The sequence below is a fragment of the Dactylosporangium sp. NPDC005555 genome, assembly GCF_040605635.1.
Taxonomy (GTDB): Bacteria; Actinomycetota; Actinomycetes; order Mycobacteriales; family Micromonosporaceae; genus Dactylosporangium.
The window spans coordinates 50,067-65,714 of sequence record NZ_JBEXDG010000022.1; the positions used below are offsets into that span (position 1 = coordinate 50,067).

The following is a 15,648-nucleotide window of genomic DNA, read 5'->3' on the forward strand; positions in this document are numbered from 1 at the left end:
GCATGGGCGGTTGTGTTGGTGTTTGTGAGATTCGGGACACCTGAGGCGCGTGGACAGCAGGGTGGGCGCTAACAGTTAGGTATCTTTACCAAATGATCGTGGAGCGGGTGGATGACCGTGAGGTGAGCCGGTTGTGCGCCGCGGCGCTGGACCTCCCGGAGGATGCCGGGGAGGCGGAGGCGCTGGTGCGGCGGCTGGGCGCGCCGCCGGCCGGGCGGGTTACGGTGCGATTCGCGGAGCGGGACGACGCCGGGCGCCTCGCCGGGGCGGTGTTCGGGTCGATCAGTGACCGGGACCCGCACCTCGGGCACGTCGAGCTGCTCGTGGTCCGGCCCGACCGGCGGCGTGGCGGCATCGGCCGAAGACTGCTGGAAGCGGCGGAGCGCGGCCTGGCGGAGCGAGGGGCGCGGCGGGTCAGGATCGGCGGCAACCCGCCGTGCTACGCGTGGCCCGGGATCGACGTGCGGTACACGCCGGCCGTGTGCCTCGCGCAGCGGGCCGGATACGAGCACACCGACACCGCCTGGAACATGACCGCCGACCTGGAAAGGGCCGGCCAGGCGAAACAGGAGGACGAGGAGCGGCTCGACCGCGCGGGCGTCAAGGTCCTGCGGGCGGACGCCGCCGCGCCGGAGTGGGTGCGGGGCATCTGGGGCGACGGCTGGGCCTGGGAAGTGCGGCAGGCGCAGGGCTGCTGGGTCGCCACCCGGGACGGCGAGATCCTCGGGTTCGCGGCGTACGGGGCGAACCGCCCCAGCTGGTTCGGCCCCATGGGCACCGCGCCGGCGGCGGAAGGCCTCGGCGTCGGGCGGGTGCTGCTGCGGCGGTGCCTCGCGGACCAGTACGCCGACGGGCACCGCACGGCGCAGATCGGGTGGGCGGGGCCGGTCGCGTTCTACTCCAAGACGGTCGGCGCGCGGCTCGAACGGATCTTCTGGATCTACACGAAGACGCTGTGAACGCATGAAGGGCAGGCCGTGGGTTCGCCACAGTCCTGCCCCGCACACGTCGCATCGGCGCCCAGTGATCCCCCGTTGTGCCACGGGCGGCCGATGCCGTCTCTACATTTCGGAAAGCTCAGCGGTCGGGCTGGTTGGCGCGCTTGTCCTGCACGCTCGTCTGCTGGTCCTGGAGGATCTTCTTCGCCTGCATGGTGGCCGTGTTCGTGGTCGCCGTCCGGGCCGCGATGTCCGTGTCCGGCGTGATGGTCATGTCGTCGGACATGTCCTGGTCCAGGTAACCGAGGTCGTCTTCGCTCCGGTGCATGCCGCGGCCGTCGAAGTCGCTGTTCTTCTTTGACTTGCCCATGGCTTTCCCCCTCGTGTAGGCCGCTCCCACCATATGAGGACCCTTCACGTGATGCGGGCAAAATCCTCATATCGTCCCTACAGTCGGTGGGATGAGCGGTGCGATACCAGTCATCGACGGCCACAACGACCTGCCCTGGCGACTCCGGATGCGGGGCGCGACCGACATGACCGGGCACGTCGAAGGGCTGCACACCGACATCCCCCGGCTCAGGACGGGCGGCGTCAAGGCACAGTTCTGGTCGGTCTACGTCCCGTGCGGCGGTCCCGAGGCGGACGCGACCGTGAAGGTGCTCGAGCAGATCGACCTCGTCCACCGGCTGATCGGCGCGTACCCCGATGATCTGGCCCTCGCGACGACGGCCGGCGAGGTCGAGCGGGCAGCCGGCAGCGGACGGATCGCCTCGCTGCTCGGCGCCGAGGGCGGGCACTGCCTGGACAACTCACTCGGTGTCCTGCGCAGCCTGCACCGGCTGGGCGTCCGCTACCTGACGCTGACCCACGGGAAGAACACGGCGTGGGCCGACAGCGCGACGGACGACCCCGCGGTCGGGGGCCTGTCAGCCTTCGGCGTGGAGGTGGTCCGCGAGCTGAACCGGCTCGGGATGCTCGCCGACCTGTCACACATCTCGCCGGAGACGATGCACGCGACGCTGGACGTGTCGACCGCACCGGCGTTCTTTTCGCACTCGTCCGCCCGGGCACTGTGCGACCACCCACGCAACGTGCCCGACGACGTCCTGACCCGCGTCCGGGACACCGGCGGCGTGGTGATGGTGACCTTCGTGCCGTTCTTCCTCAACGAGGCCTGCCGCCAGTGGGGCGACGAGCTCTTCCGGGTCGAGGACGCCATCCCCGCGGAGGTCGGCTCGCCGGAGTTCGAGCGGCTCCAGCGACAGTGGATCGCCGCCAACCCCTGCCCGCCCTCGAGCGTCCGCGACGTCGCCGACCACGTCGAACACGTCCGTACCGTCGCCGGCCTCGATGCCGTCGCCCTCGGCGGCGACTTCGACGGCACGGAGGTCCTCCCCACCGGCCTGCCCGACGTGTCGGCGTACCCAGCCCTGTTCGACGAGCTCCGCACCCGCAACTGGTCCGATGCCGACCTGCGCAAACTCGCCTGGGACAACCCCCTGCGCGTCCTGCGCGACACCTGCGGCTGACCAGCACCCCCCGCAACACGAGTCCCGCCCGCAAGCCGCCGCCCGTCTGTGGGTAGGCGCGCGCGGATCCTCGGTCGAGCGAACGTGCGCTGGTGTCGGCTGCGCCGCCTCGGCGAGGTTCTCGATGATCCGGAAGAGTTTGCGCCACTCTGGAGCCTGTTGCGAAATGGCCGTCTCACGTTCCGTGCTGAGAAAAACACGGCTGTGCGAGCCGGTCGCGGCCGATCGGTAGCCGTCGAGGGTCGCGACGACCGTCGACGAGACGGTTTCCGCCAAAACGCAACAGGCTCTCTGGCGACACAAACCCTTCACAGATCATGAGAAACAGGCCGCTGCCGTGAAGCTGGACGGGTTCGAGCCGATCATCGATGGACCCGGACGCCCCTCGCAAGCGGCGCCACACCGGCACCACCTTCGTGATCAGCGACATCGAGATCCCCGGCCGCACCGACGCCGTCGAACGCTCCGCGCACAGGCCGCCGCCCGAGCCAGGGTCAGGGGGACGGGCGGGTGGCGACGGCGGCGGTCACGGCAGCCAGCGCGTCCACGAGGCCGGCGCCCGCGGTGTCGGGTTGGCCGCAGGGGGAGGTGGATGCGTCGACGGGCTGGGTGGTGGTGAGGAGGAGTTGGCGGGTTTCTTCGATGTTGCCGATGAGGGTGGGGTTGGCGGCCCACATCAGGGCCACGACGCCCGCGACGTGGGGGGTGGCCATGGAGGTGCCACTGAGGGCGCCGTAGCCGCCGCCCGGCAGGGCGGAGACGACGGCGGCGCCGGGGGCCATGAGGTCGGGCTTGGCGAGGTTGCCGGGGGCGGGGCCGCGGCTGGAGAAGGAGGCGACCTTCGCGGAGCGGGTGACGGCGCCGATGGTGAAGGTGGCCGGGTAGTTGGCTGGGGGGTCGGTGATGGTGGCGCAGCCGGGGCCGGTGTTGCCGGCGGCGGCGACGAAGAAGATGCCCGCGGCGGCGAAGGCGTCGACGGCGTGGCGCAGCGAGCGGGTGTCGCAGCCCTCGACGGAGGGGCAGCCCCAGGAGTTGGTGAGGACCTGCGGGGCGCGGTCGGGGCGGCCGGCGTGCATGGGGTCGGCGCCGGGTGGATAGGGCGCGAGCATGAACTGCATGCAGCTCAGATAGTTGGCCATGCTGCCCAGGTTGCGCGGGAGGTTGGAGCAGGCGACCCACTGGGCGCCGGGGGCGACGCCCACGCCGGCGCCGACCGCGGTGGCCAGGGTGTGGGTGCCGTGGCCGTTGTTGTCGTCGGGCAGCGGGGCGTGGTTGAACGGGTCGAGCCAGGAGTCGTCGCCGCCGCGGAACGAGGCGCGCAGGGCCGGGTGGGTGACGTCGACGCCGGAGTCGGAGCTGCCGACGACGATCCCGCGGCCGGTCGTGTATTCGGACCAGACCCGGTCGGCCTTGATGAGCGTGAGATTCCATGCGGGGGCGGTGGGCGCGGGCAGGTCGCCGCGGGTCGGGGCCGCCGCGGCCGGCAAGGGGCGCAGCCGCGGGTTGAACAGCACGCGGTCGACGTCGGAGCGGCCCTCCAGCCACCGGCGGGCGAGCGGCCCGTCGTCCACCTCGATGCCGTTGACCAAATAGAACGGTGTGTAGCCGATGCCCTTGGCGCGCAGCGTCGAGCGCAGTGCGGCCTGGGAGCGCTCGGCGGTGGTGACGAGCCGCTCATAGGTTTTGCGGATGCGGGTGGTGCGGTCGGGCTCGTCGCGCAGCCCACTCAGGTCGGCCTGCTCCTTCATGATCACGAAGAGGTGCTCGCCGTGGAAGCCGGGCCGGCCGGCGCTGGCATAGACGCCCACGCCGCAGGCAACGGCGACGACCGCGGCGAGGGCGGCGAACCGCGGCTGCCACCGGATCCTGCCGGTCGCCGGGACGGCGAGGGCGCCCACCAGCAGCGCGAGGGCGAGGCCGGCGAGGGAGCCGATCAGGGCCCACCACGCCATGTCGCGGGTGCCGAGCAGCAGCGAGGTCTCCTCGGGGTCGACCAGGGCGAGCGGGCCGAGCAGCGCGGGCGCCAGCATCGCCAGGACCGACGGGCGGCCGCGGCGGGCCAGCGCCGCGAGGGCGAAGGCCAGCGCAGGCACCGCGATCAGCGCGAACAGCTGCACCCCGGGCTCGCCGGCGCCGGAGACGAGGGTGACCAGGCCGACGGACGCGGTCAGGCCGCCGACCGCCGTGCCGCCCCAGGTGCTGCGCAGCGGCCCGCCGAGCGCCACGAGCGCGGTGGCCGGCCGGACGGCGAGCCAGGCGACCGCCACGGCGGCGAGGACGGCGAGGGCCGTCTCCAACTGCCCGCCGAACGCGCCGACCCACAGCCAGGGCAGCAGCGCCACCAGGCCGATCGTGAGCGACAACCACAGCAGCCAACCGTCGGCCCGATCAGCACGCCCCCGGGTGAAGCGGTGCACGACCGCGGCAAGGCCCGCCACCAGGGCGAGCAGCGCGAGATAGACCTCGTGATAGGTGTCAGGGATCAGGCGGACGGTGCCCAGCAGGGCGCCGAACAGCGCGGTCAGCGCCCACTGCCGCCCCGCCACGCGGGCGAACGGCACGCCGCAGAGCCGGGCGAGCAGCAGCGCGGGCACCGCGACCAGGACGAAGACCAGCCAGCCGGCGGTCGGCCAGACGGAGCGGGGCAGGCCGAAGCCCAGGGCGAGGAGGCCCTCACTGACCACCCACACCCCGGCGTGGACCGCGACGGTGACCGCCACCGTCCACAGGCCGAGGACGATGGTCAATCCCAGCGCCCAACCCCGTGACCGAATCATGGCCGCACTCTACGACCCGCCTGTGACAGTTTCGGATGAGCCGGAGGGGCAAACTGGGAGGCATGACGGAAACGGTCGACGCGGTGGTCATCGGCGCCGGGCACAACGGTCTGGTCGCCGCCAACATGCTCGCCGACGCGGGCTGGGACGTCGTCGTGCTGGAGGGCACCGGGCACGCCGGCGGCGCGGTCCGGTCGGCGGAGATCACCGCGCCGGGCTTCCTCAGCGATCTGTGCAGCGCCTTCTACCCGCTCAGCGCGGGGTCGCCGCCGTTGCTCGCGCTCGACCTGGAGGCGCACGGCCTGCGGTGGACACACGCGCCCGAGGTCGTCGCGCACCTCTTCCCGGACGGGCGCGCGGCGGTCCTCAGCCGCGAGCTGGACCTGACGGCGGAGTCGCTGGAACGCTTCGCGCCGGGCGACGGTCTGCGTTGGCGGCGGCTCTACCAGCAATGGCACCGCCTCTCCGACGCCCTGCTCCCGTCGCTGCTCACCCCGTTTCCGCCGGTCCGGTCCGGCGTGAGGCTGGCCGCCCGCGCCGGACTCGGCGACGCGCTCCGGCTCGGCCGGCGGTTCCTCGTCCCGGCCAGGGTCCTCGGCGAGGAACTCTTCCAGGGCGACGGCGGCCGGCTGCTGCTCACCGGCCTCGCCCTGCACACCGACCTCGCCCCCGACGACGCGGCCAGCGGCGGCTTCGGCTGGCTCCTGGCCATGCTCGGTCAGCAGCACGGCTTCCCCGTGCCGGTCGGCGGCGCCCAGCAGCTCACCGACGCCCTGGTCAGGCGGCTCGGGAAGCGCGGCACGATCCACACCGGCGCGATGGTCGAGCGGGTGATCGTCGGCGGCGGCAGGGCACTCGGCGTCCGGTGCGCCGGCGGAAGGCTCGTCCGGGCCCGGCGCGCGGTGCTTGCCGACGTGCCGGCGCCCACTCTGTACCAGAGCCTCATCCAGCAGGAGCATCTGCCGGTCGGGCTCCTGAGGGACCTCGAAGGCTTCCGCTGGGACAACGCCACACTGAAGATCGACTGGGCGTTGTCCGGGCCGGTGCCGTGGATCTCGCCGGACGTCGCCGGCGCCGGGACGGTCCACCTCGGCGCCGACCCGCGGCGCTACGCCGCTGACCTGTCCCTCGGCCGCGCGCCGGAGGACCCGTTCCTGCTCATCGGGCAGATGACGACCGCCGACCCGACCCGCTCGCCGGCGGGGACCGAGTCGCTGTGGGCATACACGCACCTGCCGCGACCGGCGAAACCCGGTGAGGTCGACGGGGAAATGGTCCGCACCCAGGTCGCCCGCGTCGAGGACGCCATGCGCCGGCACGCGCCGGGCTTCGACGACCTGGTGCTGGCCAGGCACGTCAGCGGCCCGGCCGAGCTCGTCGCGAAGAACCCGGGTCTCGTCGACGGCGCGATCAACGGGGGGACCGCGGCGGCGTACCAGCAACTCGTCTGGCGACCGGTCACCGGCCTCGGACGTGCGGACACCCCCGTCGACCGGCTCTTCCTGGCGAGCTCCAGCGCCCACCCGGGTGGCGGCGTGCACGGTGCCGCCGGTGCGAACGCGGCGCGGGCGGCGCTCGCCCGGCACCGCCCCCTGCTCGGCGACGCCTACGCGGCAGGTGTCGGAAAGGCGATGCGGGCGATCTACCGCTGAGCGACCGCCAGATCGGCCAGCCGGGAGAGCGCCTCGCCGTTGCGGTAATACAGCGCCACGTCGCCGATCTTGTTCCGGACCCCGAGCATCGGCCCGTCGGTGAACTGCTCCTGCAGCGTCACCCGCGTCGCCTGCGCGTCGAGGGGGTCGAGCGTGAAGCGCACCTCGCCGGCGCCCAGCGGCCACAGGCGGACCTTGAGCAGCAGCATCCGGTCCGGGACGCACTCCAGGGACTCGCTGTGGTCCTTGATCGACAGCGGCCACGGGCCGGCCTTGTGATGCAGCCGCGCCCCGGGTGCGGGCCACGACGGGTCGACGTCGCGGATGTGTGCGGTGCCGACGACCCAGTCGCTGTACGTCCACCCGTCGGACAGGACGGCGAAGACTCGGTCGGCCGGCGCTTCGATGATGCGTTCGGTGATGGACACGATGATGTGATGCCCCGTGACGGGCGCGGCTACCGTAGTGAGGTGCGCCGTGAACCCTCCACGTCCCGTTTCGAGGCCAGCCGCCTGTCGCCGCGCCGCCGCGCGCAGGACGTCGCCAGGCTGCGCCGGGAGCGCTTCGACGTCCTGATCATCGGCGGTGGCGTCACCGGCGCCGGTGCGGCGCTCGACGCCGCGTCCCGCGGGCTGTCCGTCGCTCTCGTCGAGGCCCGTGACCTGGCCTCCGGCACGTCCAGCCGGTCGTCGAAGCTGATCCACGGCGGCCTGCGCTACCTGGAGCAGCTCGAGTTCGGCCTGGTCGCCGAGGCGCTGCAGGAGCGCGGGCTGCTCGCGACCCGCCTGGCGCCGCACCTGGTCAGGCCGGTGCCGATCCTGGTGCCGCTGCCCGCGCACCGGGGACTGACCAGCGTCGCGCAGCGCGTCTGGCAGCGTGCCTATTACGGCGCCGGCGTCGGCCTCTACGACGCGTTCGCCACCGCCGCCCAGCTGCGCGGATCCGCGCCGCGGGGGATGCCGCTGCACCGGCACCTGTCGCGCACCGAGACGCACCGGCGGTTCCCGTCGCTGCGCGAGGACGCGATCAGCGGTGCCATCCAGTACTTCGACGGCCAGGTCGACGACGCCCGGCTGGTCGCGACGCTGGCCCGCACCGCCGCCAGCCTCGGCGCCGCGGTGGTGCCGAGCGCCCGTGCGGTCGGATTGCTGCGCGATGCTCGTGAGATCACCGGTGTACGGGTCCGCGACCTCGAATCCCGTGAGGAGTTCGAGGTCCACGCGCGCACCGTCGTCGCCGCCACGGGCGTGTGGATGGACGACATCGCCGGCCTGCTGTCCGGCACCGGCCCGCGCGAGTCGGCGGGCATGCAGGTCCGGGCCAGCAAGGGCGTCCACCTCGTGGTGCCCCGCTCCGCGATCACCGGCGAGGCCGGGCTGATCCTGCGCACCCAGACGTCGGTGCTGTTCGTCATCCCGTGGGGTGGGCACTGGATCATCGGCACCACGGACACCGACTGGCACCTCGACCGGGGCCACCCGGCGGCGTCGGCGACCGACATCTCCTACCTGCTGGGCCAGGTCAACGAGGTCCTGGACCGGCCGCTGACCACCGAGGACATCGAGGGCGTCTACGCCGGCCTCCGGCCGCTGCTCTCCCGCGAGGCCCGGCACCGGCAGCCGCACAGCAAGGACGAGCAGAGCTCCGCGCTGTCGCGCACCCACGCCGTCGTCGAGCCGATGCTGGGGCTGATGCTGATCGCGGGCGGCAAGTACACGACGTACCGGGTGATGGCCGCCGACGTCATCGACCGTGTCGCGCACCGCCTCGGCGGCCTGCGCCGGCACGGCGGCCTGGTGCCCGCCTCCCGCACCGCGGACCTGCCGCTGCTCGGCGCCGACGGCTACCACTCGCTGTGGACCAACCGCGCCGACCTGGCCCGCCGGCACGGCATCTCCGTCGGCGTCCTGGAGCACCTGCTGGAGCGGTACGGCTCGCTCGCCTTCGACGTCCTCGCGCTGGACCCGGCGCTGCGCCGTCCGCTGCCCGGCGCGCCGGAGTATCTGGCGGCGGAGGTGGCGTACGCGGCGCTCGCCGAGGGTGCGCTGCACCTGGAGGACGTGCTGACCCGCCGGACCCGGATCTCGTTCGAGACCGACCACCGTGGCGCCGCGTCGGCCGCGGAGACCGCCGAGATCATGGGCGAGGTGCTGGGCTGGGACGCGGCGACCCGGTCCCGGGAGATCGACCACTACCTGGCCCGGGTGGCGGCGGAGCAGGAGTCGCAGCGGATGCCCGACGACCTGACCGCCGACGCCGCCCGTCTCGGGGTCCCGGACGTCCGCGGCTTCCAGACGGACCGGACAACGATTTCATGAGCAGACCTTGACGAAATCCGGGCAGCGATCTTCATAGAGGCCGGACGATGATATTCGCATGCTGTGGGGCATCGCGATCGTGTTGGTACTGGCTGTGGCGGCCGTAGCGGTCATTGTTGTCAACACCCGGCGGCAGCCGCGGGAGCTGACCCGGGAAGAGGTGCTGCGTCGCGGCCGGCTCGCCGGTCATCAGGTGGCGCGGTCGAGCAGGACGGCCCGCCGGGGCCGGGGCCGCACCAGGGGCGGCGGCGGAGACGGCGACGCCGACGACGATGACGGCGGCAGCGACTGGGGCGGCGGCGACTTCGGCGGCGGTGACTCAGGCGGCGGTGGCGGTGGCGGCGGCGACTGACGCCGCCACCAGCGCATCGAGCAACGCCGAAAAGCGCAGCCAGCGCCGAAAAGCGGGAACAAGGACGAAAGCGCGACCAAAGCCGAAAAGCGCGAGAAAGAGACGAAAGCGCGGGCAAGAGACGAAAGTGGCCCGGACGGACGAATCCGGCCGGGCCCGGAGGACCTACTTCCAGCGCTTGGCGGACCAGGTGCTGGAGCTCCAGTAGTGCCCGCTCCAGTAGTGCCCCGACCACGTCCCGCCGGACCAGTAGTGGCCCGACCAGGTGTCGTCGTACCAGGCCTCGTCGGCCCAGCTCTCCCCGGACCACGCCGCCGAGGCCCACGTCTTCGACGCCCACGACGTGCCGGTCCAGCCGTCGCCGGCCATCCGGCGGTTCATCCAGACGCCGCCGTTCCAGGCGCTGAGATTGCGGGTCGCCTGCGCCCAGACGGCCGGGTTGAAGCCGCCGAAGATGTCGAACTCGCCGACCAGCTGCTGGTTGTCGTGCACGACGTGGTTCGAGCCGCGCGCGGACTCCAGCGAGCCGACCCCCGCCGCGGTGCCGGCGGCCTGGACGGTCGTCGGGGTCGCGGCCTTGACCGCGGCCGCGAGGTTGAGCTCACCCACGCCGCCCGCCAGGGCCGTCGCGCTGTTCTTCAGCAGGGCCTTGACCTGGTCGGGGGTGAGGGTGGGCCGCTTCTGCAGGAGCAGGGCGATGCCGCCGGAGGCGACGGCCGCGGCCTGCGAGCTGCCACTGCCGCGGAAGAGCTTGTCGCCGACGCGGGCGCCGGGGTACGTCTGGTCGAGGTAGGAGCCGGGGTCCCGCAGCGACACGATCTGCTCGCCGGGCGCGAGCAGGTCCAGGTTGCGGCTGGTACCGCGGGAGTTGAAGGTCGACGCGCTGTCGTCGGCGTTGGTGACGGTGTTGTTGACCGAGGCCGAGCCGACGGACAGCACCGACGGGTCGTTGGCCGGGTTGGTGAGCGTCGCGACGGTGCCGGTGTTGCCGCCCGCGGCGACGACGACGATGCCGTTGCGCCAGGCGTTCTCCACCGCGTAGTTCAGCGGGTCGTAGAAGGTCGGCTGGGTGCTGTCGGTGCCGTACGCGAGGGTGATGATCCGGATCGGACTGGCCTTGTCGTCGTTGCGGTGCTGGACGACCCAGTCGATGCCGGCGATGACCTGCGAGACGTCCACGGCGCCGCCGGACGCGCCGACCTTGATGGAGGTCACCTTCGCCTTGGGGGCGATGCCGCGGAAGCCGGTCGTGGGGTCGTTGCCGACGATGATGCCGGCAAGGTGCGTGCCGTGGCCGAACGTGTCCAGATAGCGCAGGTTCGTGGACTGCGACTCGAACGACAGGTCGGGCCCGTTGACGATCTGCGAGGCGGGCAGGCCGGGCACGTTGACCACGCCCGTGTCGATCAGCGCGATGCCGACCCCGGTGCCGTCACCGCCCCCTACCTGCGAGGAGTAGGCGGCGCCGAGGTCCGTGGCGGTGAGCCCGGTGCCTGCGGCGTTGGACCAGGCGTCGGCGTGCCAGAGCCGGGATCCTTCGTCGTGGGCGTATGCCACCGTCGGCTTGGACAACGGCGATCCTGAAACAACAGACGCTGCGAGGCCGAGCGCCACGGCACCTGCGACGACAGTCCTGTGAGCTGCCACCAGTGCTCCTTCCTGGGGTCCGGCCCGATCGGTGCCGGCTCACCAAACATGCAGGAGGGTTTACGGATAGTCACGTCCCGGCGACGTAACGGCACCTTCGACGGCGACGAGCACCCACCAGGTGGACGCCGGACGGTCAAAAGCTGCTGAACACCTCAGCGGCGACCCCGGAAGGCCGATCAAGTTGACAATGAGCGTGCAGGGCGGCCCCGCACCGGTGACGATGGATCCAGTCACCGGTGCTCATTCGCGTGCCGCGCTGGACGTCGCCCTGCACGACGTCACGGGCTGCAGCCTGCTGCTGTTCGACGTCGACCACTTCAAGACGGTCAACGACGCCTTCGGTCACCTGCGCGGTGACCTGCTGCTGCGCCAGCTCGCCGACCGCATCGCCGAGCTCATCCGCACCGACGACGTGCTGTTCCGCTACGGCGGCGACGAGTTCGTGCTGCTCCTGCCCAACACCGGCGCCGACGAGGCGCTGCGCCTCGCGATCCGCCTCACCGACGAGATCCGCGCCCGGGAGTTCGCCGGCACCCCGCCGCTGCACCTGTCGATCAGCCTCGGCGTCGCGACCAGCCCCGTCGACGGCACCGACGGCGAGGCCCTGATCGCGACCGCGGACCGCCGCAACTACCTCGCCAAGCGCCGCGGCCGCGGTCAGGCGGTCGGCGACGACGTCGAGGCCTCGGCGGCCGCGGGCTCGTCCCGCCTGTGGGAGCGCGACGCGGCGCTGAGCAGCACACAGGAGTTCATCACCAGGGTCGCCGCGGGCGGTCAGGCCGCCCTGCGGATCGTCGGTCCGCCGGGTGCCGGGCACACCCGGTTCCTCCGCGAAGTCGCCCAGATCGCCCGTTTGCGCGGTTTCCCGGCTGTACTGGCGGCGGACCGCGCACCACGGTGCATCCTCCTGGTGGATGTGGGCGACCCGCTGCCCGAGCTCGGGGACGCGGCCGCGATCGTCTACGCGACCACCAACGTGCGCGACGACGACCCGCGCCGCACGGGGCTGCACGAGGCGGTCGTCGAGCTGACCCCGTGGTCGCCGGCGACGCTGCGGATCTGGCTGCGCATCGCGCTCGCGGGCGAGCCCAGCACGGCCCTCGTCGACCGGCTCGCCGAGCGCTCCGGCGGACTGCCCGCGAAGGCCGAGGCCGAGCTCGGACGGCTGAAGGCGGCCGGCGAGCTGATCGGTGCGCCCGATGGCACCTGGACGGTGAAGCCGGCGAAGGCGAAACGCCGGCGCAGCCGCCTGCCCGTGCCGATGACGAAGCTCGTCGGCCGGGACCGGGAGACCGCCAAGGTCGCCGCCCTCATCCGGGACGGGCGCCTGGTCACGCTCGTCGGCCCCGGCGGCATCGGCAAGACGCGCCTGTCCCTCGCGGCCGCGACCGTCGCCGCCGACGACTTCGCGGGCGGCGCCGTCTTCGTGCCGCTCGCCGACAGCACCGACGCCGAGCAGATGACCGCCGCCCTGGCCCGGGCGCTGCAGGTCAGCGAGCTGCCCGACCAGCACCTGTTCGACACCGTCCTGGACCAGCTCGAGGAGTCCGAGCTGCTGCTGGTCCTGGACAACTTCGAGCAGGTCGTCGACGACGGCGCGGCCCTGGTCAGCGACCTGCTCGCCGCGGCGCCGGGCGTCCGCGCGCTGGTCACCAGCCGGGAGCGGCTCTCGCTCTACGGCGAGCAGGTGTACCAGGTGCCGACGCTCGCCGACTCGCCCGCCGTGACGCTGTTCGAGCAGCGGGCGCGGGCCGTCGACGCCGACTTCGAGATCACCATCGACACCGCGCTGCCGGTCGCGGCGCTGTGCCGGCGCCTCGACGGCCTGCCCCTGGCGATCGAGCTGGCCGCCGCCCGCATCGACCGCTGGACGCCGGACGAGCTGCTCAACCACCTCACCGAGCACCTCGACCGGGACCTCGACTCGCTCGGCGGCTCCGGCCCGCGCGACCTCCCCGCGCGGCAGCAGACCCTGCGCGGGGCGATCGACTGGAGCTTCGTGCTGCTCGACGCCGAGGAGCAGCGGCTGCTCACCGAGCTGTCGGTGTTCGCCGGCGGCTGGACCGCCCCGGCCGCCCTCGCCGTCACCCTGCCCTGCGGCGACCTCGACCTGCTGGTCAAGCGGCTCGCCGGGCTCGTCGACAAGCACCTCGTGGTCCGCGACGAGGACGACGGCCGCTTCCGGCTGCTGTCGACGATCCGCTCCTACGCGCGGCACCGGCTCGGCGGCGCTATCGAGGCCCTCGAGGCCCTGGACCGGCACGCCGACTTCTACGCCGCGTTCGCCGAGGCGTCGGCCGCCGGGCTGTCCGGGCCGGAGCAGGTCGAGTGGACCGGACGGGTCGAAGCGGACTATCAGAACGTCCGGGCCGCTTTCGCCCACGCTGATTTCCCGACCAAGACCCGGATCTGCCTGGGGCTGTGGCGGTACTGGCGCAACGGCGCCCACATCAACGAGGGCCGGGACTGGTTGTCGACGCTGCTCACGGCGCCGGGACTCGAGGACGCCGCCCTGGCGAGGCTGCTGCACGCCGCCGCCATCCTCGCCGCGACCCAGGACGAGCACGAGGAGGCGTTCCGCTTCGGCGAGTCCGCGCTGTCCAAGGCGACCGCGGCGGGGGACCGCGCGACCGTCGGCCACGCGCACAACGCGATCGGGATCGCGGCGATCGGCGGCGGCGACCATGCGGCCGCGACCGAGCACTTCGGGCACAGCCTGGCGATCTGGCGGGAACTGGACGTGCCGCAGGGCGTCGCCGCGTCGCTGGGCAACCTCAGCAAGGTCTCGCTGTCGCAGGGCGAGATCGCCGGCGCGGAACGGTACGCCACCGAATGCCTCTCCCTGGAGCGCGCCGCGGGCAACACGCGGGGCATCCAGCTGGCCCTGGAGTGCCTCGGCCAGATCATGCTCGCCCGCGGCGACGTCGACGCGGCCCGCGAAGCGCTCGACGAGAGCCTCACCCTCAGCCGGCAGATCGGCGACTCGTTCGGCGCCGCGATGGCCCAGCACCAGCTCGGACTCGCCGCCCGGCTGGAGGGCGACCGGGTCGAGGCGCTGCGGCTGCTGGTGACCGCGCTGGTCACCCGGCAGGAGGTCGGCGACCGGCTCGACCTGGCGATCTCGCTGGACGTGGTCGCGGCGCTGGTCGCGGCCGACGACCCGGCCCACGCGGCACGGCTGATCGGCGCCGCTGACGGGCTGCGGGCCCGGCACCGGCTGGCCGAGCCGCCGGACGCGCAGACGTTGCGCTCGGTGACGTTGCCGCTGCTCCTGGACCACCAGCGGGACCGGGCGGCGGGCCGGGCCGTGAGCATCGAACACATCGTCGAGGCCCTAAAGTCGTCCTATGGTGTCTCTGGCTGACTGGCAGCGCCTGTTCCCCGCGGACTCCGCTGCCGGGGCTTCATTGCTCCAGCGCTGGTCGGAGCCGCACCGGCACTACCACACCCTCGACCACCTGGCGTTCATGCTGCGGGTGATCGACGAGCACGCCGCTGTCGCCGACGATGCCGACGCGGTGCGGCTGGCGGCGTGGTTCCACGACGCGGTCTATGTGCCGTTCGCGCCGGACAACGAGGAGCAGAGCGCTTTGCTTGCTTTGGCCGTTTTGCCGGATCTGGGCGTTGACGCGGATCGCGTGGCCGAGGTGGCCCGGTTGGTGCGCCTGACGGCGGGCCACACGGTCACGGAAGGTGACCGCAACGGCGCCCTGCTCGCCGACGCCGACCTCGCCATCCTCGCGTCGCCACCGGCAGACTATTCGCGATATGCGGCGGCGGTGCGAGCGGAGTACGCGGCCGTCCCCGAGGATGCCTTCCGCTCCGGGCGGGCGCAGATCCTCGGGGCGTTCCTCGCCGAGCCGGACCTCTTCCGGGCGGTGCCGGCGCGGGCGGAATGGACCGCCCGCGCACACGACAACCTGCGGGCCGAGATCACGACGCTTCTGGGTGCTCCGTGACGTTCTGCAGGTAGAGCGGCTCACCGAGCTTCTCGATGAGCGCCAGCTGCGTCTCCAGATAGTCGACGTGGTGCTCCTCGTCCGCGAGGATCTCCTCGAAGATGTTCGCGGACGTGACATCGCCGATCGAGCGCATGTATTCGATGCCGCGCCGCAGCCGGTCGACGGCCTCGACCTCGACCTGCATGTCGCACTTGAACTGCTCCGGGACGGTCTCGCCGATCCGCAGCGCGAAGAGGCGCTGGTAGTTGGGCAGCCCTTCCAGGAACAGGATCCGGTCGGTCAGCACCTCGGCGTGCTTCATCTCGTCGATCGACTCGTGCCGGGTGTGTTTCGCCAGGACCGTGTATCCCCAGTTCTCCTGCATCTTGGCGTGTAGGAAGTACTGGTTGATCGCCGTCAGTTCGGCGGTCAGTTGTTCGTTGAGAAATTCAATGACTCGTGTATCCCCCTGCATGTGGGCAGGGTAA

General features: G+C 72.4%; 13 protein-coding genes. 7 read left to right on the plus strand and 6 right to left on the minus strand.

Annotation, left to right across the window (positions count from 1 at the left end; genetic code table 11):
- Positions 1 to 92 precede the first annotated feature (92 nt).
- Positions 93 to 959, plus strand: coding sequence for a GNAT family N-acetyltransferase (locus ABZS58_RS24755; RefSeq protein ID WP_354785236.1), 867 nt, complete (start codon positions 93 to 95; stop codon positions 957 to 959).
- A gap of 118 nt (positions 960 to 1,077) precedes the next feature.
- Here ABZS58_RS24755 and ABZS58_RS24760 read toward each other — a convergent pair whose 3' ends face one another.
- Positions 1,078 to 1,308, minus strand: a complete 231-nt coding sequence (locus ABZS58_RS24760; RefSeq protein WP_354785238.1) for a hypothetical protein — start codon at positions 1,306 to 1,308, stop codon at positions 1,078 to 1,080.
- Between the two features lie 91 nt (positions 1,309 to 1,399).
- On the opposite strand from ABZS58_RS24760, the gene ABZS58_RS24765 reads away from it, so the two are divergent.
- Positions 1,400 to 2,470 (plus strand): dipeptidase, encoded by a 1,071-nt coding sequence (locus ABZS58_RS24765; protein ID WP_354785240.1) that lies wholly within the window; start codon positions 1,400 to 1,402, stop codon positions 2,468 to 2,470.
- Between the two features lie 175 nt (positions 2,471 to 2,645).
- On the opposite strand, the gene ABZS58_RS24770 is transcribed toward ABZS58_RS24765, so the two are convergent.
- Together ABZS58_RS24770 and ABZS58_RS24775 are read right to left on the minus strand one after the other, a co-directional pair.
- Positions 2,646 to 2,900, minus strand: a complete 255-nt coding sequence (locus ABZS58_RS24770) for a hypothetical protein (protein WP_354785242.1) — start codon at positions 2,898 to 2,900, stop codon at positions 2,646 to 2,648.
- 64 nt (positions 2,901 to 2,964) lie between these two features.
- Positions 2,965 to 5,247, minus strand: a complete 2,283-nt coding sequence (locus tag ABZS58_RS24775) for a S8 family serine peptidase (protein WP_354785244.1) — start codon at positions 5,245 to 5,247, stop codon at positions 2,965 to 2,967.
- Positions 5,248 to 5,309: 62 nt separating this feature from the next.
- Here ABZS58_RS24775 and ABZS58_RS24780 point away from each other — a divergent pair, with 62 nt between their 5' ends.
- Positions 5,310 to 6,899: an NAD(P)/FAD-dependent oxidoreductase gene (locus ABZS58_RS24780; protein WP_354785246.1), complete on the plus strand. Its 1,590-nt coding sequence runs from the start codon at positions 5,310 to 5,312 to the stop codon at positions 6,897 to 6,899.
- Here the strand turns inward: ABZS58_RS24780 and ABZS58_RS24785 are convergent.
- A complete protein-coding gene (locus tag ABZS58_RS24785) occupies positions 6,890 to 7,327 on the minus strand; it encodes an SRPBCC family protein (RefSeq protein WP_354785248.1) in 438 nt (145 codons plus the stop codon). The two genes, ABZS58_RS24780 and ABZS58_RS24785, sit on opposite strands and share 10 nt — an antisense overlap.
- A 9-nt stretch (positions 7,328 to 7,336) precedes the next feature.
- Here ABZS58_RS24785 and ABZS58_RS24790 point away from each other — a divergent pair, with 9 nt between their 5' ends.
- Complete coding sequence (locus ABZS58_RS24790) at positions 7,337 to 9,217, plus strand: glycerol-3-phosphate dehydrogenase/oxidase (RefSeq protein WP_354785250.1); 1,881 nt, start codon at positions 7,337 to 7,339, stop codon at positions 9,215 to 9,217.
- Positions 9,218 to 9,275: 58 nt separating this feature from the next.
- Positions 9,276 to 9,569 (plus strand): hypothetical protein, encoded by a 294-nt coding sequence (locus ABZS58_RS24795; RefSeq protein WP_354785252.1) that lies wholly within the window; start codon positions 9,276 to 9,278, stop codon positions 9,567 to 9,569.
- Positions 9,570 to 9,734: 165 nt separating this feature from the next.
- On the opposite strand, the gene ABZS58_RS24800 is transcribed toward ABZS58_RS24795, so the two are convergent.
- The gene (locus ABZS58_RS24800; RefSeq protein ID WP_354785254.1) at positions 9,735 to 11,141 is read right to left on the minus strand and encodes a S8 family serine peptidase; all 1,407 of its coding nucleotides are present in this window, start codon (positions 11,139 to 11,141) and stop codon (positions 9,735 to 9,737) included.
- Between the two features lie 265 nt (positions 11,142 to 11,406).
- Between ABZS58_RS24800 and ABZS58_RS24805 the strand changes: the two genes are divergently transcribed.
- Positions 11,407 to 14,583: a diguanylate cyclase gene (locus ABZS58_RS24805; RefSeq protein ID WP_354785256.1), complete on the plus strand. Its 3,177-nt coding sequence runs from the start codon at positions 11,407 to 11,409 to the stop codon at positions 14,581 to 14,583.
- Positions 14,567 to 15,178, plus strand: coding sequence for a metal-dependent phosphohydrolase (locus tag ABZS58_RS24810; RefSeq protein ID WP_354785258.1), 612 nt, complete (start codon positions 14,567 to 14,569; stop codon positions 15,176 to 15,178). The genes ABZS58_RS24805 and ABZS58_RS24810 overlap by 17 nt, the downstream gene beginning before the upstream one ends.
- On the opposite strand, the gene bfr is transcribed toward ABZS58_RS24810, so the two are convergent.
- The gene (bfr, locus tag ABZS58_RS24815) at positions 15,153 to 15,635 is read right to left on the minus strand and encodes a bacterioferritin (protein WP_354785260.1); all 483 of its coding nucleotides are present in this window, start codon (positions 15,633 to 15,635) and stop codon (positions 15,153 to 15,155) included. The genes ABZS58_RS24810 and bfr overlap by 26 nt on opposite strands.
- Between the last annotated feature and the right edge of the window lie 13 nt (positions 15,636 to 15,648).